Below are 22085 nucleotides of genomic sequence, written 5' to 3'. Positions count from 1 at the left end.
TTAGGCCCGCAGCCGCCGATTCTTACGGTTTATGAAAGTCGCCTTCACCCATAGCGGATGCGCGGATCCAGCCACGCGAGCAGCAGGTCTGACAGCAGCGTCCCGATCACGGTCAGCACGCTCAGCATCATGATGAAGCTGCCGGCGAGATACATGTCCTGCGCGATCAGCGCGCGCAGCAGCAGCGGTCCCGTCATCGGCAGGTTCAGCACCACCGCCGTGATGGTGGCGCCGGAGACCAGGGTCGGCAGGATCCAGCCGACCGTGCTGACGAAGGGGTTGAGCGCGATCCGCACCGGATACTTCAGGAGCAGGCGCCGCTCCGGCAGGCCATAGGCGCGCGCGGTGGTGACATAGGGCTTGCCCAGCTCGTCGATGAGATTGGCCCGCAGGATGCGGATCAGGGCGGCGGTGCCGCCGGTGCCGAGCACGATCGTCGGGATGACGAGATGGCTGGCGAGATCCGCCACCTTGCCCCAGCTCCAGGGCGCGTTCTCGTATTCCGGCGAGAACAGCCCGCCGATGCCCTGCCCGAAATAGCGGAAAGCGACATACATCAGCACCAGCGCGAACAGGAAGTTCGGGATGGCGAGCCCGATCACCCCGATGAAGGTGGCGAGGTAGTCGCCGACCGTCCGGCGCCGCACCGCGGTGTAGACGCCGATCGGGAACGACACCGCCCAGATGAACAGCAGCGTGACGAAGGCGAGGACGAAGGTCAGGCCCAGCCGGTTCCACAGCAGATCGGCGACCGGGCGGCGCCATTCCAGGGAATAGCCGAAATCGCCATGCAGGATGATGTTCGAGATCCATTTCCAGTATTGCACGTAGATCGGATCGTCGAGGCCGTAGCGGGCCCGCATTGCCGCCATCGCCCCGGGGTCGATGGTGGTGCCCTGGAGGTTCAGCTCGCTCACCATCGCGGTGACGAAGTCGCCCGGCGGCAGCTGGATGATGATGAAGGTCATGACCGAGATGGCCGCGACCGTCAGCACCATGTGGACCAGACGATGGGCGATGAACGAGACCATGGCCGTTCCTCCAGATCCGATCAGCCGGCCCTCCCCTCGCCCGCAGGCCGAGGGGAGGGCCGGTCCGGCGGCGCTCTACGGTGCTGTGAAGTAGAACTGTTCCGGGTTCGCCGCGCCGGGATGGGTGTATTCGGTGCTGGCGAGCAGGACCGGCGGCACGTTCTTCAGCCGCTTGTTGATGATCCCGTAATCCGTCGTCGGCTGCATGATGCCGATGGTGTAGAACTGCTCCGCCGTGATCGCCATGAGCTGCTTCATGAGGTCGAGGCGCTTCGCGGGATCGATGGTGGCCATGATCTCGTCGTACAGCGCCATCTGCCGCCTGGCGGGCTCCGGCGGCTCCTCCGGATGCGCGTCCTTCGAATACCACTGGCCCCAGGTCGTGGCGTAGAAGGAGGCCCAGGAGGACGGGAAGAAGTACTTCGGATCGAACAGCGTGTCGGCGCCGCCGGAGGCCGACCACACGGCCGCTTCATGGTCGTTGTTCTCGACCCGCTGGTTCAGCGCCGTGGTGTCCGAGGTGTTGATGAAGAGCTCGACGCCGACCGCCTTCCAATAGCGCTTGATCAGCTCCGCGGTGTCGATCCAGGGTTGGCGCAGCACCGAGATGTCGATGGTGACCTGGATCGGCTTGCCGTCCGGGCCGAGCCGGATGCCGTTCGCATCCTTCTTGTCGAACCCGGCCTTGTCGAGCAGGGCGTTCGCGGCCGCCGGGTCGTACTGCGTGAACTGGGTCGCCATCTTCTCGTCGAACAGCGGCGATTCCGGCCGTTCCACCACCTGGTACGGGCGCCCTTGGCCGAGATAGACGAGCTCGATGATCTCGTCCCGGTTGATCGCCATCGACAGCGCGTGGCGGAAGTCGATGTTGCCGAAGACTTGCCGCTTCACCGGGTCCTTGTCGGTCAGGTTGAGCGAGACGATCATCAGGTTGGCGCGGTTCGGCAGCACGTCGTAGAAATCGTAGTTGCCGCGTTCCTGGTTGTCGTAGAAGACGGCCTTGTTCTCCGGCGTTGTGACGAAGCCGATATAGCTGTCCACCATGTCGAAATCGCCGTTGGCGGCCTTCAGCAGCATGACCTGCGGGTCAGCCACGATGTCGATCGTCGCCTCGTCCATGTAGGGCAGCTGGTTCCCTTCGGGATCGACCTTGAAATAATAGGGGTTGCGGCGGGCGACCACCTTGTTGCCGCTGCCCTGGCCGATGCCGGCCGAGACGATCCAGGGGTTCAGCCGTGGCAGGTCCGGGTTGCGCCAGGCATCGGCCTTGGAATGGAAGAAGCCGACCCAGTTCTGCTGCCCGGCCGCCTGCGCCGCCTGCTCCACATCCGGGGCGTATTTCTTGTGGAACTGCTGCAGGTAGTGCCGCGGATAGGCCGTCGGCACATTGGCCTCCTCGTCATTGGCCGGCGTCGCCAGCCATTGCAGCAGAAGCCCGTTCGGCTCGGCGAACTTGAAGGCGACGGTAGTGTCGTCGATCTTCTCGACGACGAGCGGCTTGCCGCCGCGCACCGACCAGGTGGGCTTGGTCGGCAGCAGTTCCTGGTTCGAGTACACGTCCTCGTACCAGAACATGACGTCGTCGGCGGTGTAGGGCTGGCCGTCGGACCATTTCATCCCCGGCCGGAGGTGGAAGGTGTAGACCTTGCCGTCCTCGCTGATGTCGACCGATTTGGCGACGTTCATCTCGACCTCGGGCACGATGTCCTTCTGCGCGACATCCGGCGACCAGGTCTTCCAGCGGGTGAAGTTCTCGTAGCCGATGGTGCGGACGAGACTGCTGATGTCGCTGGCGCTGGCCATCGACAGCCGCCAGGTCCCGCCGTAACGGCCGATGTCCTTGTAGGGCTTCACCACCATCGGCTCGGCCGGCAGCCGTTCGGCGACGGGCGGCAGCGTGCCGGCCTTCACCTGTTCGGCCAGGATCGGCGCCTCCTTGTAGGCTTGCGCCGCCGCCGGGCCGGCGGCCAGCAGCAGGACGGCCAGGCCGGCGGCGCAGGACAGGCGCCATGCGGCCCTCAACGTCGCGAAGATCGTCATCTCACGTCTCCCTGGGGCTTCCCTCGTTGCTGTCGATGGCAAGACCGTCCTCCCTCCCTGTCTTGGCCCCCGGACGCGCCGGGCGGCGCGTCCGGGGGCGGCTTCATTCCGAAACCTCGATCGAGATCGCTTCGAAGGCGCCGAGCGGCGGCAGCGCGAGCCAGATCCGATCCGCCTCCCCGGTCGCCGCCTCCGGCGCCAGTTCGCGATCCACGCCCAGCGCCCGGACCCGGCCGACCGTCCCGGTCCGTATGCCGAGGCGGAGGCCGTGGATCGCCGCCGGGTCCTCGTAGAGGTTGTTCCGCTGGCCGCTGAAATTGACGAGATGCACCAGCCAACGGCCGGTGGTCGCCTGCCGGTGGACCGTCAGCTCCACCGGCCCGGCCCCGTCCAGCACGACGGGCGCCGGCGGCGCGTTCCGGCGGATCAGATCGGCGATCAGCTCGCGGTGATCGGGCAGGCTGTCGCGGTGGTAGAGCCAGTCCGGCAGCCAGGGCAGATAGACGCCCCGGCCCCGGCCATGGGGAGCGCTGACGACCCCGGGCAGGTCGGACTCGATGTCGGGGAAGCACAGCTCCGGCGGCCCGAAGCGCTGCGGCGGGACCAGCCGGAGCATGGTCTCGGCCCCGTCCCTGACGGTCGGGTGGAGGTAGCGGCCGTCGAGATAAAGCAACCCGGTGTCCGGCAGCGACGGCAGCTCGCCCGCGCCGATCCGGAAATAGGCGCCCCGCATGTCGCGGCGCCGGGCGCGTAGATCCGAGACCGGCAGCGCGGCCAGCGCCTGTCCCGGCCGCGCCACGCCGCGCTCGTCATAGAAGCCGGTCTCGCCGGTGGCGACGAGCACGCCGCCCGCCTCGACATAGGCGTCGAGCGCGGCGGCCTCGGCATCGCCGATGCAGGCGACGTTCGGCATCAGGATCACGTCGTAGCGCGCGAGGAGAGCCTGGCCGCCGGCGACGCGCTCGTCGGAGACCATGTCGAACGGGATCCGCGCCTCCAGCAGCGCCCGGTAGGCGCCGCGGAACGGCGCGTTGCCGAGATCCGCCGTCTCGGTGGCGCCGCGATGGAGCCCGGTCTTGAAGGTGTGATAGAGCCCGACCCGCGCGGCCGACTTCAGATCCGCGTAGTGGCTCTCGTTCTTGCGGTGCCAGTGGAACAGGCGGCTGATGGCCGGGAACGACTTCCGGTCGTCCTGGTCGAAGGTCCCGACAAGGTAGTGGTCGAGCGAGGCGCCGTTCGCCAGCTGCTGGGCGAAGCGGAGCTCGTGGCAGGCGCCGGTCTCGGAGACGAAGCGCCAGGCGAAGTCGATGAAGGCGGCCGAGGTCGAGGAGAAGGTCTTGCCCTGCCCGTGGGCCGCCGCCCACCGCGCCTGCTCGCCGGCCTGGTAGGGCCATTCCGGCTGCGGCCGGTCGACCGCGCGCTGCACCTCCATCCGGATGAGGTCGGAGGCGTTGCGGTGCCCGGTCATGGCGACCGCGGGATTCACCGCCTTGATCGTGCGGTAGATGTCGTCGGCGAGGGCCGCGGTGGTCCGGTCCTGGAACTCCAGATAGTCGCGATAGGCCGGGTCGGCGAAGCTCTCCTCCATCGGCAGGTCCCGGCCATGCATCTCCCGGAACCGGTCGCGGCAGTTCCGGCAGACGCAGATGCCGTGATAGTGACCGCTGTAGTCGACGCTGCGATAGCCGAACATGTTGAAGAAGACGCCGTCGACCTCGTAGCGGCCGAGCGCCTCGCGCAGGATCCGGTGCGCGTAGTCCTGGTACCAGCCGCCATTGACGCAGGCCTGGTAGGTGCCGTTGTAGACGATCGCCTTGCCGGCGCGGTTGTGGACGAACCAGTCGGGATGCGCCTCGTAGGCCCGGCGGGTGGCCTTCGACATGTCGAAGCGGCCGACCAGCTTCAGCCCCTCCGCCCGCACCGCCGCCAGCATCTCGCCGAGCAGGTCGCCGCGGAGATAGGGGTTGCGCTCCTGCAGCTCGAGATCGGTCGGGTAGAAGGCGTAGATGCCGCCGATGTTGAACAGCAGGATGTCGGCGCCGAACTCGCGGGTCTGCCGGGCGACCGCCTTCGGATCAAGCGCCGCGTCCGTCTGGCGCAGATTGGTCTGCACCATCCGGTAGGGCTTCCGCCACCACGGCCTATCGCCCGCCGGCGACGTCGCGACCTGGGGAAAATCCTCGTTCTTGTCGGGCCGCATCGGCCATCACTCCCTTGTGATCCAGCGTTTCCGCGTGGTGACAGGCGACCTGATGCCCCGAGACGACCCGCGGGGCGGGATCCTCGACGCGGCAGAGATCGGTGGCGAAGGGGCAGCGCGGATGGAACGCGCAGCCGGTGGGGCGGTTGGCCGGGTCGGCCACCTCGCCGCCGAGCCGCAGGCGGCGCGGGGCGCGGGCCATGCGCGGATCGGGCCGCGGCACCGCGGCGAGCAGCGCGGCGGTGTAGGGGTGGCGGGGCCGGGCGAACAGCGGCTCGGTCTCGGCGAGCTCGACGATCCGGCCGGCATACATCACCGCCACCCGGTCGGAGATGTATTCGACGACGCTGAGGTCGTGCGAGATGAAGAGGTAGGTAAGGTCGAACTCCTCCTGCAGGTCCTGCAGCAGGTTCAGCGTCTGCGCCCGGACCGAGACGTCCAGCGCCGAGACGCATTCATCCGCGACCACCAGCTTCGGCCGTGGCGCCAGCGCCCGGGCGATGCCGATCCGCTGCCGTTCGCCGCCGGAGAAGGCATAGGGGTAGCGCGACATGTATTCCGGGCGGAGGCCGACCTTGCCGAGCAGGGCCGCGACGCGCGCCTCGACCTCCGCCTCGTCGGTCACGCCGAAATTGCGCAGGCCCTCGCCGATGATGTCGATCACCCGCCGGCGCGGATTGAGCGAGGCGAAGGGGTCCTGGAAGATCATCCGGATCTCGGAGCGATAGGGCCGCAGCGCGGCCTCGCCGAGATGTGCGAGATCGACCGGGTCGCCCGCGCCGCGGTGGTAGAGGATCCGGCCGTCCGTCGGTTCGATGACGCGGACGAGCGCCTGGCCCAGCGTGGTCTTGCCGCAGCCGGATTCGCCGACCAGGCTCAGCGTCTCCCCCGGCCGGATCGCGAGCGAGATGCCGTCCACCGCGCGGACATGCCCGACGACGCGCTTCAGGAAGCCCTTGCGGATCGGGAAATGCACCCGGACGTTCTGGGCCTGCAGCAGGGAGGACCGACTGCCGGTCGTCGCCAAATCCGCCATCATCCCGCCTGCCCCGCCGGCCCGCGCAGATGGCAGGCGCCGAAATGGCCCGGCGACAGCTCCCGCATCTCGGGGTCGACCCGATCGCAGAGGCCCGCCACCGCTTCCGGGCACCGCGTGTTGAAGGGGCAGCCGGGCGGCCGGTTCAGCGGATGCGGCACCATGCCGGCGATGGCGTCGAGCCGCCGGCCCCGTTCCCGCCGGCCGCCAAGCTTCGGGATCGAGCGCAGCAGCGCCAGCGTGTAGGGGTGCTGCGGGTCGGCGAAGATCCGGTCGGCGCTGCCCCGCTCGACCACCCGGCCCAGATACATCACCGCCACCTCGTCGGCGATCTCGGCGACGACGCCGAGATCATGGGTGATGAACATGACGGCCATCCCCGTCTCGTCCTGCAGCGCCTTGATCAGCTCGAGAATGTTGGCCTGGGTCGTGACGTCGAGCGCGGTCGTCGGCTCGTCGGCGATCAGCAGCGCGGGGCGGCAGGCCAGCGCCATCGCGATCATCACCCGCTGGCGCATGCCGCCCGACAGCTCGAACGGATAGCTGGACAGTCGGCGGCGCGGATCGGGAATGCCGACCCGGTCGAGCGCCTGGGCCGCGCGGTCGACCGCGGCCTTCCGGCCGATCCGATGGTGCAGCAGGATCTTCTCGATCAGCTGGTTGCCGATCGAATGCACGGGGCTCAGCGAATTCATCGGCTCCTGGAAGATCATCGCGATGTCGCGGCCGCGGATGGCGCGGATCTCGGCGCCCCTGGGATCGAGCGGCGCGATGTCGACCGCGGGGCGCCCGTCGCGGGCGAAGCGGATCGAGCCGGCAACGATCCGGCCGGGGCGCGAGACGATCTGCAGGATCGATCGCGCCATCATCGACTTGCCGGAGCCGGACTCGCCGACGACGCAGAGGGTGCTTCCCCTGTGCACCTCGAGATCGATGCCGTCGACGGCGCGAACGACGCCCTCAGGGGTGCCGAAATGGGTCTTGAGCCCCTGGATGCTGAGCAGCGCTGCCATCGCCTCAGTCCGAATAGGGGTCGGCGGCGTCGCGCAGCCCGTCGCCGAGGAAGTTGAGCGCGAGCACGGTGACGATCACCGCGACGCCGGGCGCGAGCAGCCACGGCGCCTCCGCCAGCGAGCGGATGTTCTGGGCCTCCTGCAGCAGCACGCCCCAGCTCACCACCGGCGGGCGCAGCCCGATGCCGAGGAAGCTCAGCGAGGTCTCGGCGATGATCATCGCCGGGATGGCGAGCGTCACCGAGGCGATGATGTGGCTGGTGAAGCCCGGCACCAGGTGGCGGGTGATGATCCTCATCTGGCGCGTCCCGTCGAGCCGCGCGGCGATCACGAAGGGCTCGTTGCGCCAGGACATGAACCGCCCGCGCACCTCGCGCGCCAGCGCGGTCCAGCCGATGAGAGAGATGATCAGCGTGATCATAAAATAGACCAGCACCGGCGACCAGGTGACCGGGATGGCCGCCGCCAGGCCCATCCAGAGCGGGATCGTCGGCACCGACATGATGAACTCGATCACGCGCTGGATCACCGCGTCGGCCGTGCCGCCGAAATAACCGGAGATGCCGCCGAGCAGGACGCCGAGGACGAGGCTCGCCGTCACCCCGACGAGGCCGATCGACATCGAGACCCGGGTGCCGTAGACGAGCCGGCTGAGGACGTCGCGGCCGAGGCGGTCGGAGCCGAGGAGATAGAAGGGCTGGCCCTGGTCGAGCGGGCCGATGAGGTGCCGGTCGGTCGGGATCAGGCCCCAGAGGCGATAGGGTTCGCCCCGGACGAGGAGCCCGACCGGCACGCGCACGGTCTCGTCCATGGCGAAGACCCGGCGCAGCGTCTTCGGATCGCGCTTCGAGGTGAAGCCGTAGACATGCGGCTGGATGCGGAGCGCGCCGTCGCCGTCGCGATAGAAGAAATGGATGCCCTGGGGCGGCACCATGGTGAAGCGCGGGTCGTAGGCGTCCGGCGTCTTCGGCGCGATGAATTCGGCCAGGATCGCGACGGCATAGATCAGGAGGAGGAGCACGCCACTCCAGAAGGCGAGCCTGTGCCCCCGGAACTTCAGCCAGACGAGCCGGGACTGGCTCGACAGCCCGACAGCCACCTCGCCGCGGCGTTCCGGACCGGCCGCGGCGGGGACCTCCTGGTTGAGTCCGAGGGTCATGGCCGCCGTGGGCCCGGCCCGCGCCGATCGCCCCGCCCGGTGTGCGCGACCCCGGCAGAATGGGAAAACCAGGACGCAAAGACCGGCGCACGCCGCGGCATGGACATCCTCCCAACAACATCGCGGCCGGCCTCTGGCGCAGTCGCTGTTATCTTTGTTATCCTAACAAAACACAGCGCTTTCTTGCCGTCAAGGTGGCCAGATCGGCAACAGAAGGCATATTCCGGCGGGAGATCCGGCGAACTCGATTTCCAAAGCTGGATTTTTGTGTGTCGGGACAGAGCTCAACCGAGCCCTCATATTCCAAGATGTTATTCTGTTTTCCTAACTTTAGGGTATGTTGCGGCTCTTGCTCTGGTCATCGAGCCGCCGTCGGTTGACAGGGCGCGGGCTCGGTCACAAAGGTTATCGACCATTCGAAGACGCATCCGGCATCTTCCGATCGAAGTGAAACCTCGCCGCATATGAACCGCGTCACCCTCCAATCCATCGCCGACCATCTGGGGCTGTCGAAATTCGCCGTTTCCCGCGCCCTTGCAGGAAAGTCCGGCGTCAGCGAGGACACGCGGCGGGCCATCCTGACGACGGCCGAGCAGTTCGGCTATCTGGCGCGGAAGCGGGCCGGGCCGGCCTTGGGGTCGATCGAGATCATCTTCCACGACCGGGACATCGCGAACAGCGAGTTGTGGATCAATGTGCAGCAGGGTGCGCAGGCCGAAGCGGCCCGGTCGGCCCATCCGACGGCAGTCCGCTGGACGCAGCAGCACGGCATCATCGCGGAGCTGGAGCCGTCCGCGGTCGGCTTCGTGCTGGTCGGCCCCCAGGAGCCGTCGATGGTCGAGGCGGCGCGCGAGAGCGGCCTGCCCTGCGTGATGGTCGGCGGCTTCGTCGAGCCGCTCGACACCATGGACCGCATCGGGGCCGCCGACGCCGAGGCCGGGGCCTTCGTCGGCAAGTATCTCGCCGGCCTGGGCCACCGGCGCCTCCTGTACGCCCATGGCCGTCCGGGGCTTCCGGGCCGGCTGGAGCGGCTGCGGGGCTTCCGCGACGTGCTGTCGCTGGTCGAAGGCGCAGAGGATCGCGAAATGGCCTTCGACGAGGAGCATGGCGATGTCAGCTTCCGCCAGGCCTTCCTCGACCTGGTCAAGGGCGGCTTCGAGCCGACCGCAATCTTCTGCGGCAATGACGGCGTCGCGGTCACCGTGGTGTCGGAGCTGGCCCGGCTTGGCCTCCGCGTGCCGGAGGACATCTCGGTCGTCGGCTTCGCCGACTACGCCTGCGCCACCCAGATCGTGCCGAAGCTGACGACGATCCGCATGCCGGGCCAGGAGATGGGCATCGCCGCCGTCCGCCTGCTGCTGGCCCGCGCCGGCCATCGCGGCCCGCCCGACGACCAGCCCCCGCAGCGGGTGATGCTGGTGCAGCGCCTGGTCGAGCGCGAATCCACCGCCGCCCCGAAGCCCAGGTCCTGGCGGCCTCGGCTGCGCGGCTAGAGACCCTTCGACCAGGAGGCCCCATGACCGCACGCCATCCCGATCTTTCCGTGTTCCTGACCGGGGACATCGACGACGACCGCATGGCCGAGCTCAGGCGGATCGCCCCCGCCGCCCGCCTCTGCTTCTTCGATCGCCAGGAGGCGATGGAGGCCGTGGTCGAGGAGGCCGACATCGTCGCCGGCCCCCTGTCACCCGCCGCGTTCGCGCGCGCCGGACGCCTGAAATGGGTGCACAGCTGGGCGGCAGGGCCGAACACCCAGCTGTTCCCGGCCTTCGTCGACAGCCCGGTGGTGCTGACCTGCAGCAAGGGCAACGGCGCGATCCCGCTGGCGGAACACGCCGTGATGCTGATGCTGCTCCTGAACCGCAACACCCTGCGCTGGCTCGAGGGTCAGCGCGAGCACCGGTGGGAGTCCTTCGTCCATGGCGAGCTGAACGGGTTGACGGTCGGCATCATCGGGACGGGCTATTCCGGACAGGATCTGGCGCTGAAGGCCAGGGCCTTCCACATGCGCGTCCTCGGCCTCCGGCGGCAGGACCGGCCGGCGGAGCATTTCGACCGGATGTACCGCCATGCCGAGCTTCATGCCTTCCTGGCCGAATGCGACTTCGTGGTGGTGACGGCGCCGCTGACGCCGGAGACGGAAGGCATGCTCGGCGAGGCGGAGTTCCGGGCGATGAAGCCGACGGCCCACTACATCTGCTTCTCCCGCGGCGGCGTCGCGGATGACGACGCGCTGCTGCGGGCGCTGCGGGAGGGGTGGATCGCCGGTGCCGGGCTCGACGCCCATTTCGTGGAGCCGCTGCTGGCCGACAGCCCCTTCTGGGACGCCCCGAACACCATCGTGACGCCGCACAACGGCGCGACCACGAAGGCGACCAGGACCCGCGGCTATCGCATCTTCGTCGAGAATTTCGGGCGCTATGTCGCCGGCGACCCGTTGATTAACGTCGTCGATAAATCTGCCGGCTATTGACCCGCGTGCGCGTCGGTCGCTGGACCATCAGCTTCCATGGCTGGGTGCGGCCCCGCTTCACATCGCTAGACTGCTCTGCACCGCGATCCTTGAAGGTCGGTTATCGACGTCGATTCTATGCAGTTCCACGACCGCATTCGGCAATTCCAGCTTTCGCTTGCAGACCTTCACCTTCCGCCGTCCCTGTCGGTGGGGCGTGGCTGAAGGGCGCCGCAACCGGACATGGCACAATGGCACCGCAGAAGCGGACATCGCTCAAAGCGGGCATGGGCGCTTCGTTGGGTGAGCACACATGCGCGTATGGTGAGCGACCACCCTTCTGATCGTGAGGCATCGATGCGGACCATAGTCATGACGGGAGGCACCTCCGGCTTCGGTCGACTCGCGCTGTCGCAGCTGCAGAGGCCAGACCGTCGGATCGTGGTCGGAGCCCGCGGTGCGGGCTCGGACGGAGTCACGATGCTCTCGCTCGACCTGTCGAGCCTGGCGAATGTCCGGCAGTTCGTGAGTCGGGTGATCGAGGAGATCGCAGAGGCACCAATCGACGCCTTGATCCTCAACGCCGGACTCCACAGCACGGACCCGACGGCGCGCAGCGCCGACGGCCATGAGCTCAGCTTCGCGACCAACCACCTGGGGCACTACCTGCTGCTCCGTCTGCTGATGCCCCGGTTTGCCGACGACGCCAGGGTGGTGATCACGACGAGCGGCACGCACGACCCCGCCGAGCGATCGGGATTCCCGCCTCCGCGACACGCCGATGCCCGGCTCCTCGCCCATCCCGAACGGGATTCCGGCGTCGACCGCTCATCGCCGGTGACCGCCGGCCGCGCCTTCTACGCCGCATCGAAGCTGGCAAACCTGCTCACCGCCCGCCGGCTGGCGCGGTTGGCCGTGGAAGAGGGACGCGGATGGACGGTCCTGGCCTTCTGCCCCGGACAGGTGCCGGGCACAGGCCTCGTCCGTAACTACCCGGCGCCGATGCGCCTGGGCTGGTGGCTGGCCGGCAGGCTGGCGGGCGCCCCGTTCGCGGCCCGCCTGATGGGCGTGAACACGGCACGGGCGGCAGCGGCAGCGCTCACCGGCCTGGCGCAAGGCGACGTACGCCCGCCCCGGGGCCGTCTCTACGCCGCGCTGCGGCGAGGGAAGATCACCTGGCCGGACCTCTCGGAACTGGCCCGCCGCGACGACGTCGCCGACGCGATGTGGCGTGACAGCGAGGTGCTGGTCGGCCTGTCCGACGCCCCCGTGCCGGGATGAGCGAAGGCGGCGACCTGACGTTGCTGGTCGGCGGTGGAGCCGCGCACCGCTTCGACCCAACCTGTCGGGCGGGTCTGGCGGGAGGGCGCCATTGGAGACATCGCGTCGGCCTCTCGATAGCGGACGTCCTCAGATGAGGCGCCGCCGGCCCTTCTAGGCTGGCTCAACTCGACTGAGGCACGCCGAAAGCGGACGATGTGCTGGGATCGCAGGACCGGACATTGATTGATTGCCAGAGCAGGACGTCGGTCGAGGCGATGCCACCGTTCAGCGGAGCACCGCATCAGCTATGATCGTCCCGCCACGTCGACGAGAACGCTGTAGACCCAATCGGTCCCCTGGTCGAGGGCAGCGATCTCGATCCGCTCGTCATTGCCGTGCATCCGCACCATGGTCTCGTTGTCGAGCGGATACGGGTATACACCGTAGACAGGCACGCCGCGCAAGCGCCAGGCGGTGGCGTCCGTGCCGGCCTCGAACAGCGCCGGCGTCACCTCCGCCTCGGGCCAGATACGCTCGGCATGGGCCTTCAGCGACCGGTAGAGGGCCGTCTCGGTCGAGGAGGCCGGCCGATTGGTCCGGACATGGAGGTCGGCGCGCGCCTCGTCGAGCGAGGCGAAGGCCGGCGCATCGATCCGGATGCCGTCATCGGCGATCACCTCCCGGACATACGCCATCGCTTCGTCCAGCCCCTGGCCGGGCAGCAGCCGGATGTTGAGCTTTGCCTCGGCCGAGCCCGGGATCACATTCTCCTTGATCCCGCCGTTCAGCATGGTGATGGCGAGGGTGTTGCGCATCAGCGCGTGCCACAGCATCGGATAGGCCCCCTCCTCCACGATCCGGCGGCCGGCCGCCTCGCGGGCGGCGGCATCGGGGCTGGTCGCTAGGGTGTGGAACCAGCCGGCCAGCGGCGGCTCGGTGGTCCGCGACAGGGCCGCGAAATAGCCCTGCGTCAGCTCCGTCATCATCGGCTGCGGCTCACGCGCCACCAGTCTGGCGAGGGCGATGATCAAACGGCCGATGGCGGTGTGCGGCGCCAGGCCGGGCCAGGCGGAATGCGTCGGCGCCCCGCGGGCCGTCAGGCGCAGCACGATCGTGTTCTTGTCGCGGACCGTAATGTTCACCTGGCGGGCCGTGCCGCGGCCGTCGCGGAAGATCCAGCCGCCCTCGTTCAGCGCGAATTCCGCCTCGATCAGGTCCCAGCGCTGGTCGGCGAGCCATCTTGCGCCATGCGGGCCGCTCTCCTCGTCCCCCTCCGACAGCAGGATGACGTCGCGCGCCAGCGGCACCTTGTTCTCGGCCAGCATCATCACCGCGCGGGCGAAGACGGCCAGCCCGCCCTTGAAGTCCATGGCGCCGCGGCCGAGGACATAGCCGTCCCGGATCACCCCGGCGAAGGGGTCGACGCTCCAGCGGTCGGGCTCGACCGGGACCACGTCGGAATGGGCGGCCAGCAGCACCGGCTTCTTCGAGCCGTCGCCCCTGAGCCGGGCGACGAAATGCACCGGACCGTCCGCCCGGGGCGCCTGGACGAGATCGATCTTCGCCCCCAGCGGCTCGAACTGCTGCTTCAGGAACCGGGCGATGGCGGCCGTGTCGCCCGGCGGGTTCACGGTCTTGAACTGCAGCAGCTTCTGCAGGAGGGCGGCGGTCTTGCTGGACGTGTCCATGGCAGGCTTCCGGGAATGACGGGATGGGGCTGGATCAGGCGGCTGCGGCGCCGGACGCCGGCTCGAGCGCGCACAGCATGCGCTCCAGGTCGCGCCAGAGGTCGTCGGGATCCTCCAGGCCGATGCTCAGGCGCAGCACCACCCCCGGATGCGTCCAGGGGGTGGCCGTGCGGTCGCCGGCGATCGCCTGCGGGGCGATCAGGCTGCGGGTCCCGCCCCAGGACGCGCCGATGGCAAACACCTGCAGCGCGGTCAGCGCCGGCGCCAGCGCGGCCTCGGCACCGGGCTTGAGCACGATGCTGAAGACGCCGGTCGATCCTTTGAAGTCGCGGGCCCAGACCGCATGGCCCGGGCAGGAGGGCAAGGCCGGATGCAGCACCGTGTCCACCACCGGCGAATGCAGCAGCCGGCGGGCGAACGCCTCGGACACCCGCCCCATATGGGCGACGCGGACCCCCATCGTCTCCAGTCCGCGCAGCGCCAGCGCCGCCTCGTCGGGCGAGACGCCGATGCCGAGATCGCGCAGCACCAGCTTGATCCGCTCGCGCAGCCCGAGCTCGGCCACGGTGATCGACCCCATCAGCAGGTCGGAATGCCCGCCGACATATTTGGTCAGCGCCTCGATCGCGAAGTCGGCGCCATGCGCCAGCGGCTTGAACAGCAGCGGCGTGGCCCAAGTGTTGTCGCAGCCGACCAGCGCACCCTTCGCCTTCGCCGCCTTGACGATGGCCGGTACGTCCTGCACCTCCATCGTGTTGGATCCGGGCGATTCCACCCAGACCAGCCTGGTCCGGCGGTCGATCAGCTCGGCGATGCCGCCGCCGATCAGCGGGTCGTAGACCAGATGCTCGATTCCCCGCGGCGCCAGGTAGTCGGTGCAGAAAGAACGCACCGGGCCGTAGACGTGGTCGGGGATCAGCACCCGGTCTCCCGGCATCAGGATCGACAGCATGACCGCCGTCACCGCAGCCTGGCCGGACGGCACCAGGATCGTCCGCACGCCGCCGTGGAGGCCGGTCAGCTGGGCTTCCAGGGTGCGCGTCGTCGGCGTTCCGTGCAGGCCGTAGGTATAGCCGTCGAAGCCGCGATGTCCGCGCTGCGCGAAGGTCTCCGCATCGTCATAGACGATGGTCGAGGCACGGTAGGTCGGCACCGCCAGGCTGGCGAAGCCGTCATGGGACACCGCGGGATGGTGTACGCACCGGGTCAGGTCGTGCATGAGCGTCTCCTGTGGATGGGTCTGGTTGTAGGCGGTCCGGCGGCCGCGGCCCACTGAGCGGGGGGCATGACTTGATGCGCCCGGCTGATGGTCCGGCAGGCGCCGGCGGTGCGGGCTGCTACCGCTTGACCGAGAGCGCGAGCCGCATCTCGAGCAGCCTGATGAGGAACGACATGACGAGTGCGATGGCGAGGAAGATCGCCCCCACCACCAGCATCGGCTCGGTGTAGCGGAAGGTGTCCGAAGCGACGTCGATCGCCGATCCGAACGCCTCCGGCACGGCGATGATCGCGAGATATGGCGTCGACTTGAAGATCGAGATGAAGTAGCCGCCGGCCGGGGCGGCGACGTTCCGCAGCATCTGCGGGGCGATCACCAGGAGGATGGTCGGAGCCGTGCCGAGGCCGAGCGCCTTTGCCGCCTCCCATTGCCCGCGGGCGATGCTGTCGATGCCCGCCTTGAACACTTCGGCGAGGTAGCCGCTGTAGTAGATGCTCAGCGCCGCCACGCCGATGATCAGAGCCGGCAGCCGGACGCCGTAGACGGGCAGGACGTAGTACAGGAAGTAGAGTTGCACCAGCAACGGCGTCGACCGGATGACGTCGATCAGGAAGCGCAGTCCCAGGCGGGTCGCCATGTTCCGGCGCCGCACGACCTCCAGCACGAAGCCGAGCATCGCGGCCAGCAGGCAGCTCAGCACGGTGACGCCCAGGGTGGTGCCGATCGAGGCCAGAACCTTCGGGACGATCGAAGCGGCGAAGGCCGGGTCAAATCCCATGGCCCGCGCCCCCTGCCCCCACGGCGACGCGCCGTTCCAGCCAGCGGCCGGCGATCGTCGCGGGGTAGCAGATGAGAAAGTAGGAGGTCAGCAGCGCCACGTAGATCTTCACCGGGTTGTAGTAGGTCTGCGAGATCTCGTGCGCCCGGAAGGTCATGTCGGTCAGGGTGATGAGCGACACCAGCGCCGTGCCCTTCACCAGTTGGATGAACTGATTGACGAAGGTCGGCATCATCGCGCCGATCGCCTGCGGCAGTTCGATCAGGACCAGGACCTGCCAGCGCCGCAGGCCCAGCGCGAGCCCTGCCTCGGACTGGCCGCGAGCGAGCGATTGCAGCGCGGCCCGGACCGCCTGGCTGCCATAACCGCCGATGTTGAGGCCCAGCACCATGCCCCCGACCATCAGGCCCGAGAGGCGGATGCCGTAGGCCGGCAGCGAATAATAGAAGGCATAGAGCAGGATCAGCACCGGCGTGCTGCGCCAGAACTCGATCAGGGCGGTGACGGCGGCCCGAGGGAGCCCCCGGGAATAATGCTGGGCCACGCCGCAGAGGAACGCGAAGGGCACGGCGAAGGCCATGCCCAGCGCGGTGACCGCGGCGGTGATCCTGAACCCCTCGAAGATACCGGCCAGAACGTCGAGGAAGGTCATGCCTGGCGTTCCCGAGCGGGATCAGCCATTGCCGGCACAGATGTCCGCGGTGCTGATCGGCGGAGCGACGTCGTCGTCGGAGAAGCCGTAGCGCGCCAGGATCTGCCGCAGGGTGCCGTCCTGCTTGATCGCCGCCAGTCGGCCATTATAGGCGTCGCGCAGCGCCGTCTCGTCCTGGCGGAAGACCATGGCGGTGTACAGCAACGCCGGCTTGCCGTTCGGCTTGATCAGCCCTTGGAAGGGCAAGGCGCGCTCGATCCCCTCGATATGCTTGTCGGCCATGATGCCGGCCACGCTGGGGGCGGAGAGCGTGGCCGCATCGACCCGCCCGGCGAGCATCGCGCTGACCACCGCCTCGTTGTTCGGGAAGTACAGCACCTGGCCTTCCGGCACGCCGGCGGCCAGCGCGTTCTTCATGTTCTCGGTGCCGCGGCCGCCACCGAGGCGCGCATCCGGATTCCGGGTGATGTCGGCGTAGCTGTGGAGGTTCAGCGGGTTGCCCTTCATCACCAGCAGGCCGTCGCCGACGGCGACGTCGGGCTCGCTGAAGATCACCTGCGCGCACCGGGCCGGAGTGATCGCCACGCCCGACGCGACCATGTCGAACCGCTGGGCCAGCAGCCCGGGGATCAGGGCGCCGAAATCAGCGACGACGAAGTCGAACCCGGCGGCGCCGAGCGGCGTCAGTGCGGCCCGCACGATGTCCGGGTGCAGGCCGATGACATTTCCGTCGGTGTCGCGGAAGCCCCAGGGGGCCCGGTTGTGGATCCCGACGGTGAAGGTCCGGCCCTGCAGCGGCGGCGTCTCCGCATGCGCCACGGATGCGCCCTGCCGCAGCGCCGAGACGCCGAAAAGACCCAGTGCGCCCAGAAGGGCGACGGCTTCGCGTCGGCCGAAGAGACGATGCATTGCTTTCCCCGTTTGTGCCTGTTGTCGATTTCTGTTTGCTGTTCCGGAGGGACCGTGCGCTCTTCGGCGCTTCCGGCATCCTCCGGGCATCGGCACTCCATGGGATAACGGCCACCTCCCCGGCGCAACTGGCGCTGGTGAATAGGTTGATGACCAGACCTGATACCAGCCGGGCCGCGATGGGGCTGAGCGGGGCTGTCTCTAGCGGGCCGCCATGAGGGCGCCGATGAAGTCCCGGACAAGCTGCGACTTCGGCCGGTCCGCGGGCAGGATCAGCAGCGACTTGATGTGGATGGCGGGCTCGAACGGCCGCAGCACGATCCGGCTTCGGTCCAGCCCGGCGACCGAGTAGGGGTTGACGAAGCCGATGCCGACGCCTTCCGCCACCAGTGCGTAGACGGTCGAGGCGTAGATGGTCTCGACCGCGACGCGCGGCACCGACCCCGCCGCCTCCAGGACCCGGTCGAGCTGCTGGCGGCCGCGATCCTCGGGCACATAGGCGACAAGGGCTTCGCCGTGAATGTCGGCCGGCGTGATCACCTCCCGCGCAGCCAGCGGGTGCCCGACCGGCAAGGCGCAGAGCGCGTCCCGGGACAGAAACAGCTGGTGGGAGATGCCGGTCGTGTCGATCTCGTCGGCGGCGAGGCCGATATCGAATTCCCCTGATGCGATGAGGTCGCGGACCTCCCGTGACAGCAGCACATGCAGCGTGACCCGGACGGACGGATGTGTGTCCCGGAAGATCCGGATCGCCTTCGGCACCAGCGACAGGCTGAGCGCCGACAGCGACGCCACCCGGATCTCCCCCGACCCGCGGTCGCGGATGCGGGCGGCGGAAGCGCGGATCGTATCGATGCCCAGGAACGCCGCCTCGACGTCGCGGTACAGCAACCGCGCCTCGGGCGTGGGCACAAGGCGGTTGCGGATCCGCGCGAACAGGGCGAAGCCGACCACCCGTTCCAGCTCGGCGAGCGATCGGCTGACGGCAGGCTGGGTGACGCCCAGCAACTCGGCGGCGCGCGAGGCGGTGCCCGCCTTCATCACGGCGGCAAAGGTCTCGATCTGGCGAATGTTCACTCTGAGCTCCGGCCGAAGCACCAGTTTCGGAGTGTGGGCTCAGTCACGGCTGCCGTGAACGGTCGTCGTTGTCCGCGTCCTCCTGATCGACGCTTCTGTTCCGCGCCAGAACCGGACAGGTCATTTGGCTATCGACGTTAGCCGATGCGAGACAGAGGGCCGTCGGCTGCCCGAAGCGCGCGCTCCGGTGCCGTCGTGCTGCGGTCCAGCTGATCGAGAAACCGATCGATGTCGGCCGCAAGATCCTCTTCGGATTCAAGGCCGATGTTGAGGCGCAGTACGAGATCGGCTTCTCGCCATTGGGTCGCCGTGCGGTGGGGTTTCACCGGCATCGGCGCGGCAAGGCTGCGCGTGCCGCCCCAGGAGGCGCCGATCGCAAAGATCCGAAACGTGTTCATTGCCTCGGCGACATGGGCGGCGGCCTCCGGCTTGAAGAGGATGCCGAACACGCCGCTGCCACCCAGGAAATCCCGTTTCCAGAACTCATGCCCGGGACAAGCGGCGCGAGCGGGATGGAGAACGGCGGCGACGAGGGGGTGCCTGGCGATGCGGTCCATCAGACGGTGGGCGACGTCCGAAGAATGCTTCAGCCGCACACCAAGCGTCTCGAACCCCCTGAGCACCAGCGACGCATCGTCGGATGAAACGCCGATGCCATAGCGGCCGAACAATCCGCGGATCGGCTCGATCAGCGTCTCGTTCCCGACGGTGATGGACCCCATCAGCACGTCGGAATGGCCCGACACATATTTCGTCAGCGCCTCGGTGACGATATCGGCCCCATGCACCAGCGGCTTGAAGTTGAGTGGCGTCGCCCAGGTGTTGTCGAAGCCGACCAGGGCACCGGCTTTCTTGGCCAGTGCCGATATGCGCGGCAGATCCTGCACCTCCATCGTGGTCGAGCCCGGCGATTCACACCAGACGATCCTGGTCCGGCTGTCGAGCCGGCTTTCCAGATCATCGATGGAGAGCGGGTCGTAGAAATCGACCAGGACCCCCATTCGGGCAAGATCGCGCAACGCGAAGTCGCGCATCGGCGGGTAGGCCGTGTCGACGATCAGAATCTTGTCTCCGGCCGAGAGAAACGGCAGCACGCCCAAGGCGTTCGCCGACTGGCCGGAGGGGGCCAGGAAGGTCCTCGTTCCCTGTTCCAACAGGGTCAGTTTCTCTTCCAGGGTCCGCGTCGTCGGCGTGCCGTACAGGCCATAGGAGTAGCCGTTGTGGCCGCGTTGACCGCGCGCTTCGTAGGCCGCCGCATCCTCGAAGACGATCGTCGAGGCGCGATGCACCGCAACGCCCAGCGGGTCGAATCCTTCGATGCTCACCCGTGGGGTGACGACGCATGCGGTGAGATCATTCATCTGCTTCTGGCCTTCATGGATTCGTCGCGTGAAGGAAACTATTACTTGTGCCGAGAGGAGAGGCGTGGATCATTCTATCTGGTTATCGATTGAGAGGCCTGCAGACCAAGATGAACATCCGCCATGTCGAGATTTTCCGTGCCGTCATGACCAACGGAACGGCGTCGCGAGCGGCAGAGGTGCTGCGCGTCTCCCAACCCGCGGTCAGCAAGGCGATCCAGGAGCTGGAACGGTTCATCGGCTTCAGCCTGTTCCATCGGATCAAGGGCCGGATCATTCCGACGGCGGAGGCGCAGCTCTTCTTCAGGGAGGTGGAGCAGACCTTCGCCGGCCTGGCCCAACTCCGGAACGCCGCGGCGCGCATCCGCGACTTCGGGTCGGGCGAGCTTCGCATCGCCTGCCTGTCTGCGCTGAGCACCAATGTGATGCCGAAAGCCCTGCAGGCGTTCCTCGCACGACATCCGAACGTTGCGATCACCTTCCAGGCGCGGATGTCGTCCCTGGTGCGCGACCTTGTTGCGTCCGGACAGTTCGACCTCGGTCTCGCGGCCGACGAGATCGACCAGACAGGCGTCGAGGCCCGACCGTTCGCCCGCTACCGCGTGGAGGTCGCCCTTCCGGCAGGCCATCGGCTGGAGCAGCTGACCGTGATCCGCCCGAGCGATCTGCACGGCGAGAACTTCATTGCCCTCGCCCCGGAGGACACCACCCGCCAGGAGGCCGATCGCCTGTTCGCGGAAGCCGGAGCCAGGCCGAAGGTCGTGCTCGAGACGCCCTATTCCACGACGATCTGTGCCATGGTCCAGGCGGGTATCGGCGTCGGCCTGGTCAATCGCATCACGGCTGAGGTCTATCTCAACCAGGGGCTGAGCCTGCGGCCGTTCGAGCCGGCGCTCCATTTCCGTACCCTGTTGCTGTTGCCGCCGAACCGGCAGCCATCGCTCATCCTTCAGGATTTCATCGATGAACTGGTCAAGCTCGCGGCGTGACGCCCCGGCGCGCATTGCCACGGTCACTCCGTCAGCGCCATCTTGGCGACGGTGGACAGCCAGGTCACAGCAGGCGCGATGATCTCGTCGTTGAAGTCGTAGCGCTCGTTGTGCAGCTTTCCACCGTCAATGACGGGGCCGTTGCCGATCAGGACATAGGCGCCGCCGCGATTCTCCACCAGGAAGGCGAAATCGTCGCCGCCCATGGCCGGCCTGATATCTCTCGTCACCCGGAGCCCACCGGTTTCGGCGGCAAGAATCGCGAGGCGGGATTCCTCCGGCGTGTCGGCCATGACGCGGCCGGTGGAGTTGATCTTGTAATCGGCTTCGACGCCGAAGGACTTCGCCGTTCCCTCGATGACGTCGCTCATGCGCTGGATGACCATCTTGCGAATTTCGGCATTGAAGGTCCGAAGCGTTCCGACCAGCTCCACGATCTCCGGGATCTGGTTGCTGACCAGCCCGCCATTGACGGAGCTGACGGTCAGCACCACCGTGTCGAGCGGATCGACATTCCTCGAAACGATGCTGTGAAGCGCGACGATCAGGTGGCCCGCGGCCAGGACCGGGTCCCGGGTCGCATGCGGCATAGCGGCATGGCCCGCGATGCCCCTCAGCGTCACGCGCCAGTCCCCGCCGGCGGCCATGGACGGGCCGTTGTGGACGGCGACCACGCCGGCCTCCAGCCCCGGCCAGTTGTGGCAGGCGAAGAGCCTCTCCATCGGAAACCGCTCGAACAGCTGGTCGGCGATCATCGCCTTCGCACCTTCGCCGTTTTCCTCGGCGGGCTGGAACACGAAGTGGACGGTGCCCGACCAGCTCTCGTCACGCGCCAGCGCGGCGGCCGCGCCGAGCAGGCATGCGGTATGCCCGTCATGCCCGCAGGCATGCATGACGCCGGGGTTTCTGGACGCATGGGCGAAGGCATTGGCCTCCGCGATCGGCAGGGCGTCCATGTCGGCCCTGAGGCCGACCGACCGATTCGACTCGCCCCGCTTGAGCGTGGCGACCACGCCCGTCCCGCCGACGCCACCGACATGCGGTATGCCGAGTTCGATCAGCCGCTCGCGGACGAAGGCGCTGGTTCCCATCTCCTTGCCGGAGACTTCCGGGTGTTCGTGCAGATGACGGCGCCACCACTTCAGCCTGGCCAGCAGCTCATGGTCGATATGGGTCATGTCGTGCCTGATTGTCTCGGGAACGGTTCATCGTTCGGGC

18 protein-coding genes are annotated in these 22085 nt (G+C 68.0%); 4 read left to right on the top strand and 14 right to left on the bottom strand.

Going from position 1 to position 22085, the window contains the following annotated elements; genetic code table 11:
• Positions 1 to 44 precede the first annotated feature (44 nt).
• The 6 genes from ACTOWL_RS13260 to ACTOWL_RS13235 form a co-directional block, all read right to left on the bottom strand.
• Positions 45 to 1031: an ABC transporter permease gene (locus tag ACTOWL_RS13260; RefSeq protein WP_441321702.1), complete on the bottom strand. Its 987-nt coding sequence runs from the start codon at positions 1029 to 1031 to the stop codon at positions 45 to 47.
• A gap of 75 nt (positions 1032 to 1106) precedes the next feature.
• Entirely contained in the window at positions 1107 to 3071 is a 1965-nt protein-coding gene (locus tag ACTOWL_RS13255) for an ABC transporter substrate-binding protein (protein WP_441321701.1), read from the bottom strand.
• 103 nt (positions 3072 to 3174) lie between these two features.
• Positions 3175 to 5271, bottom strand: coding sequence for an alpha-amylase family protein (locus ACTOWL_RS13250; protein ID WP_441321700.1), 2097 nt, complete (start codon positions 5269 to 5271; stop codon positions 3175 to 3177).
• Entirely contained in the window at positions 5213 to 6307 is a 1095-nt protein-coding gene (locus ACTOWL_RS13245; RefSeq protein ID WP_441321699.1) for an ABC transporter ATP-binding protein, read from the bottom strand. Before ACTOWL_RS13245 ends, ACTOWL_RS13250 begins: the two co-directional genes overlap by 59 nt.
• Positions 6307 to 7320, bottom strand: coding sequence for an ABC transporter ATP-binding protein (locus ACTOWL_RS13240; RefSeq protein ID WP_441321698.1), 1014 nt, complete (start codon positions 7318 to 7320; stop codon positions 6307 to 6309). Before ACTOWL_RS13240 ends, ACTOWL_RS13245 begins: the two co-directional genes overlap by 1 nt.
• 4 nt (positions 7321 to 7324) lie before the next feature.
• The gene (locus ACTOWL_RS13235; RefSeq protein WP_441321697.1) at positions 7325 to 8479 is read right to left on the bottom strand and encodes an ABC transporter permease; all 1155 of its coding nucleotides are present in this window, start codon (positions 8477 to 8479) and stop codon (positions 7325 to 7327) included.
• Positions 8480 to 8943: 464 nt separating this feature from the next.
• Here ACTOWL_RS13235 and ACTOWL_RS13230 point away from each other — a divergent pair, with 464 nt between their 5' ends.
• The 3 genes from ACTOWL_RS13230 to ACTOWL_RS13220 all read left to right on the top strand — a co-directional run bounded on the left by ACTOWL_RS13230 (position 8944) and on the right by ACTOWL_RS13220 (position 12212).
• Entirely contained in the window at positions 8944 to 9972 is a 1029-nt protein-coding gene (locus tag ACTOWL_RS13230; RefSeq protein WP_441321696.1) for a LacI family DNA-binding transcriptional regulator, read from the top strand.
• 23 nt (positions 9973 to 9995) lie between these two features.
• Positions 9996 to 10952: a D-2-hydroxyacid dehydrogenase gene (locus ACTOWL_RS13225; protein WP_441321695.1), complete on the top strand. Its 957-nt coding sequence runs from the start codon at positions 9996 to 9998 to the stop codon at positions 10950 to 10952.
• A gap of 222 nt (positions 10953 to 11174) precedes the next feature.
• Positions 11175 to 12212 carry an SDR family NAD(P)-dependent oxidoreductase gene (locus ACTOWL_RS13220; protein ID WP_441321694.1) on the top strand — a complete coding sequence of 346 codons (1038 nt, stop codon included), beginning with the start codon at positions 11175 to 11177 and terminating at the stop codon, positions 12210 to 12212.
• 287 nt (positions 12213 to 12499) lie between these two features.
• On the opposite strand, the gene ACTOWL_RS13215 is transcribed toward ACTOWL_RS13220, so the two are convergent.
• From ACTOWL_RS13215 to ACTOWL_RS13185, 7 genes are all read right to left on the bottom strand, one after another.
• Positions 12500 to 13882 (bottom strand): M20/M25/M40 family metallo-hydrolase, encoded by a 1383-nt coding sequence (locus ACTOWL_RS13215; RefSeq protein ID WP_441321693.1) that lies wholly within the window; start codon positions 13880 to 13882, stop codon positions 12500 to 12502.
• A 34-nt stretch (positions 13883 to 13916) separates the two neighbouring features.
• The gene (gene metC, locus ACTOWL_RS13210) at positions 13917 to 15101 is read right to left on the bottom strand and encodes a cystathionine beta-lyase (protein ID WP_441321692.1); all 1185 of its coding nucleotides are present in this window, start codon (positions 15099 to 15101) and stop codon (positions 13917 to 13919) included.
• A gap of 118 nt (positions 15102 to 15219) precedes the next feature.
• Positions 15220 to 15879 (bottom strand): amino acid ABC transporter permease, encoded by a 660-nt coding sequence (locus tag ACTOWL_RS13205; RefSeq protein WP_441321691.1) that lies wholly within the window; start codon positions 15877 to 15879, stop codon positions 15220 to 15222.
• Positions 15869 to 16531: an amino acid ABC transporter permease gene (locus ACTOWL_RS13200; protein WP_441321690.1), complete on the bottom strand. Its 663-nt coding sequence runs from the start codon at positions 16529 to 16531 to the stop codon at positions 15869 to 15871. Before ACTOWL_RS13200 ends, ACTOWL_RS13205 begins: the two co-directional genes overlap by 11 nt.
• A 21-nt stretch (positions 16532 to 16552) precedes the next feature.
• Positions 16553 to 17440 (bottom strand): ectoine/hydroxyectoine ABC transporter substrate-binding protein EhuB, encoded by an 888-nt coding sequence (ehuB, locus tag ACTOWL_RS13195; protein WP_441321689.1) that lies wholly within the window; start codon positions 17438 to 17440, stop codon positions 16553 to 16555.
• A gap of 201 nt (positions 17441 to 17641) precedes the next feature.
• Positions 17642 to 18517 carry a LysR substrate-binding domain-containing protein gene (locus ACTOWL_RS13190; RefSeq protein WP_441321688.1) on the bottom strand — a complete coding sequence of 292 codons (876 nt, stop codon included), beginning with the start codon at positions 18515 to 18517 and terminating at the stop codon, positions 17642 to 17644.
• Between the two features lie 137 nt (positions 18518 to 18654).
• On the bottom strand, positions 18655 to 19878 hold the full coding sequence (locus ACTOWL_RS13185) for a trans-sulfuration enzyme family protein (RefSeq protein WP_441321687.1): 1224 nt from the start codon (positions 19876 to 19878) through the stop codon (positions 18655 to 18657).
• 110 nt (positions 19879 to 19988) lie between these two features.
• Between ACTOWL_RS13185 and ACTOWL_RS13180 the strand changes: the two genes are divergently transcribed.
• Complete coding sequence (locus ACTOWL_RS13180) at positions 19989 to 20867, top strand: LysR substrate-binding domain-containing protein (protein ID WP_441321686.1); 879 nt, start codon at positions 19989 to 19991, stop codon at positions 20865 to 20867.
• Between the two features lie 23 nt (positions 20868 to 20890).
• Here ACTOWL_RS13180 and ACTOWL_RS13175 read toward each other — a convergent pair whose 3' ends face one another.
• On the bottom strand, positions 20891 to 22045 hold the full coding sequence (locus tag ACTOWL_RS13175; protein WP_441321685.1) for an amidohydrolase: 1155 nt from the start codon (positions 22043 to 22045) through the stop codon (positions 20891 to 20893).
• Positions 22046 to 22085: the final 40 nt, after the last annotated feature.

Origin of the sequence: Inquilinus sp. CA228, assembly GCF_052078665.1 — a bacterium.
Lineage (GTDB): Bacteria > Pseudomonadota > Alphaproteobacteria > DSM-16000 > Inquilinaceae > Inquilinus.
The sequence above is the reverse complement of the archived record's forward strand: the minus strand, read 5'-3'. Positions and strand labels throughout refer to the sequence as shown.

Excerpts from the sequence above, each read along its gene's own strand:
- ACTOWL_RS13200 (WP_441321690.1), bottom strand. The coding sequence starts at position 16,531 with ATGACCTTCCTCGACGTTCTGGCCGGTATCTTCGAGGGGTTCAGGATC.
- ACTOWL_RS13230 (WP_441321696.1), top strand. The coding sequence starts at position 8,944 with ATGAACCGCGTCACCCTCCAATCCATCGCCGACCATCTGGGGCTGTCG.
- ACTOWL_RS13185 (WP_441321687.1), bottom strand. The coding sequence starts at position 19,878 with ATGAATGATCTCACCGCATGCGTCGTCACCCCACGGGTGAGCATCGAA.
- ACTOWL_RS13245 (WP_441321699.1), bottom strand. The coding sequence starts at position 6,307 with ATGGCGGATTTGGCGACGACCGGCAGTCGGTCCTCCCTGCTGCAGGCC.
- ACTOWL_RS13225 (WP_441321695.1), top strand. The coding sequence starts at position 9,996 with ATGACCGCACGCCATCCCGATCTTTCCGTGTTCCTGACCGGGGACATC.
- ACTOWL_RS13220 (WP_441321694.1), top strand. The coding sequence starts at position 11,175 with ATGGCACAATGGCACCGCAGAAGCGGACATCGCTCAAAGCGGGCATGG.
- ACTOWL_RS13240 (WP_441321698.1), bottom strand. The coding sequence starts at position 7,320 with ATGGCAGCGCTGCTCAGCATCCAGGGGCTCAAGACCCATTTCGGCACC.
- ACTOWL_RS13180 (WP_441321686.1), top strand. The coding sequence starts at position 19,989 with ATGAACATCCGCCATGTCGAGATTTTCCGTGCCGTCATGACCAACGGA.
- ACTOWL_RS13215 (WP_441321693.1), bottom strand. The coding sequence starts at position 13,882 with ATGGACACGTCCAGCAAGACCGCCGCCCTCCTGCAGAAGCTGCTGCAG.
- ACTOWL_RS13250 (WP_441321700.1), bottom strand. The coding sequence starts at position 5,271 with ATGCGGCCCGACAAGAACGAGGATTTTCCCCAGGTCGCGACGTCGCCG.
- ACTOWL_RS13235 (WP_441321697.1), bottom strand. The coding sequence starts at position 8,479 with ATGACCCTCGGACTCAACCAGGAGGTCCCCGCCGCGGCCGGTCCGGAA.
- ACTOWL_RS13175 (WP_441321685.1), bottom strand. The coding sequence starts at position 22,045 with ATGACCCATATCGACCATGAGCTGCTGGCCAGGCTGAAGTGGTGGCGC.
- ACTOWL_RS13205 (WP_441321691.1), bottom strand. The coding sequence starts at position 15,879 with ATGGGATTTGACCCGGCCTTCGCCGCTTCGATCGTCCCGAAGGTTCTG.
- ehuB (WP_441321689.1), bottom strand. The coding sequence starts at position 17,440 with ATGCATCGTCTCTTCGGCCGACGCGAAGCCGTCGCCCTTCTGGGCGCA.
- metC (WP_441321692.1), bottom strand. The coding sequence starts at position 15,101 with ATGCACGACCTGACCCGGTGCGTACACCATCCCGCGGTGTCCCATGAC.
- ACTOWL_RS13260 (WP_441321702.1), bottom strand. The coding sequence starts at position 1,031 with ATGGTCTCGTTCATCGCCCATCGTCTGGTCCACATGGTGCTGACGGTC.
- ACTOWL_RS13255 (WP_441321701.1), bottom strand. The coding sequence starts at position 3,071 with ATGACGATCTTCGCGACGTTGAGGGCCGCATGGCGCCTGTCCTGCGCC.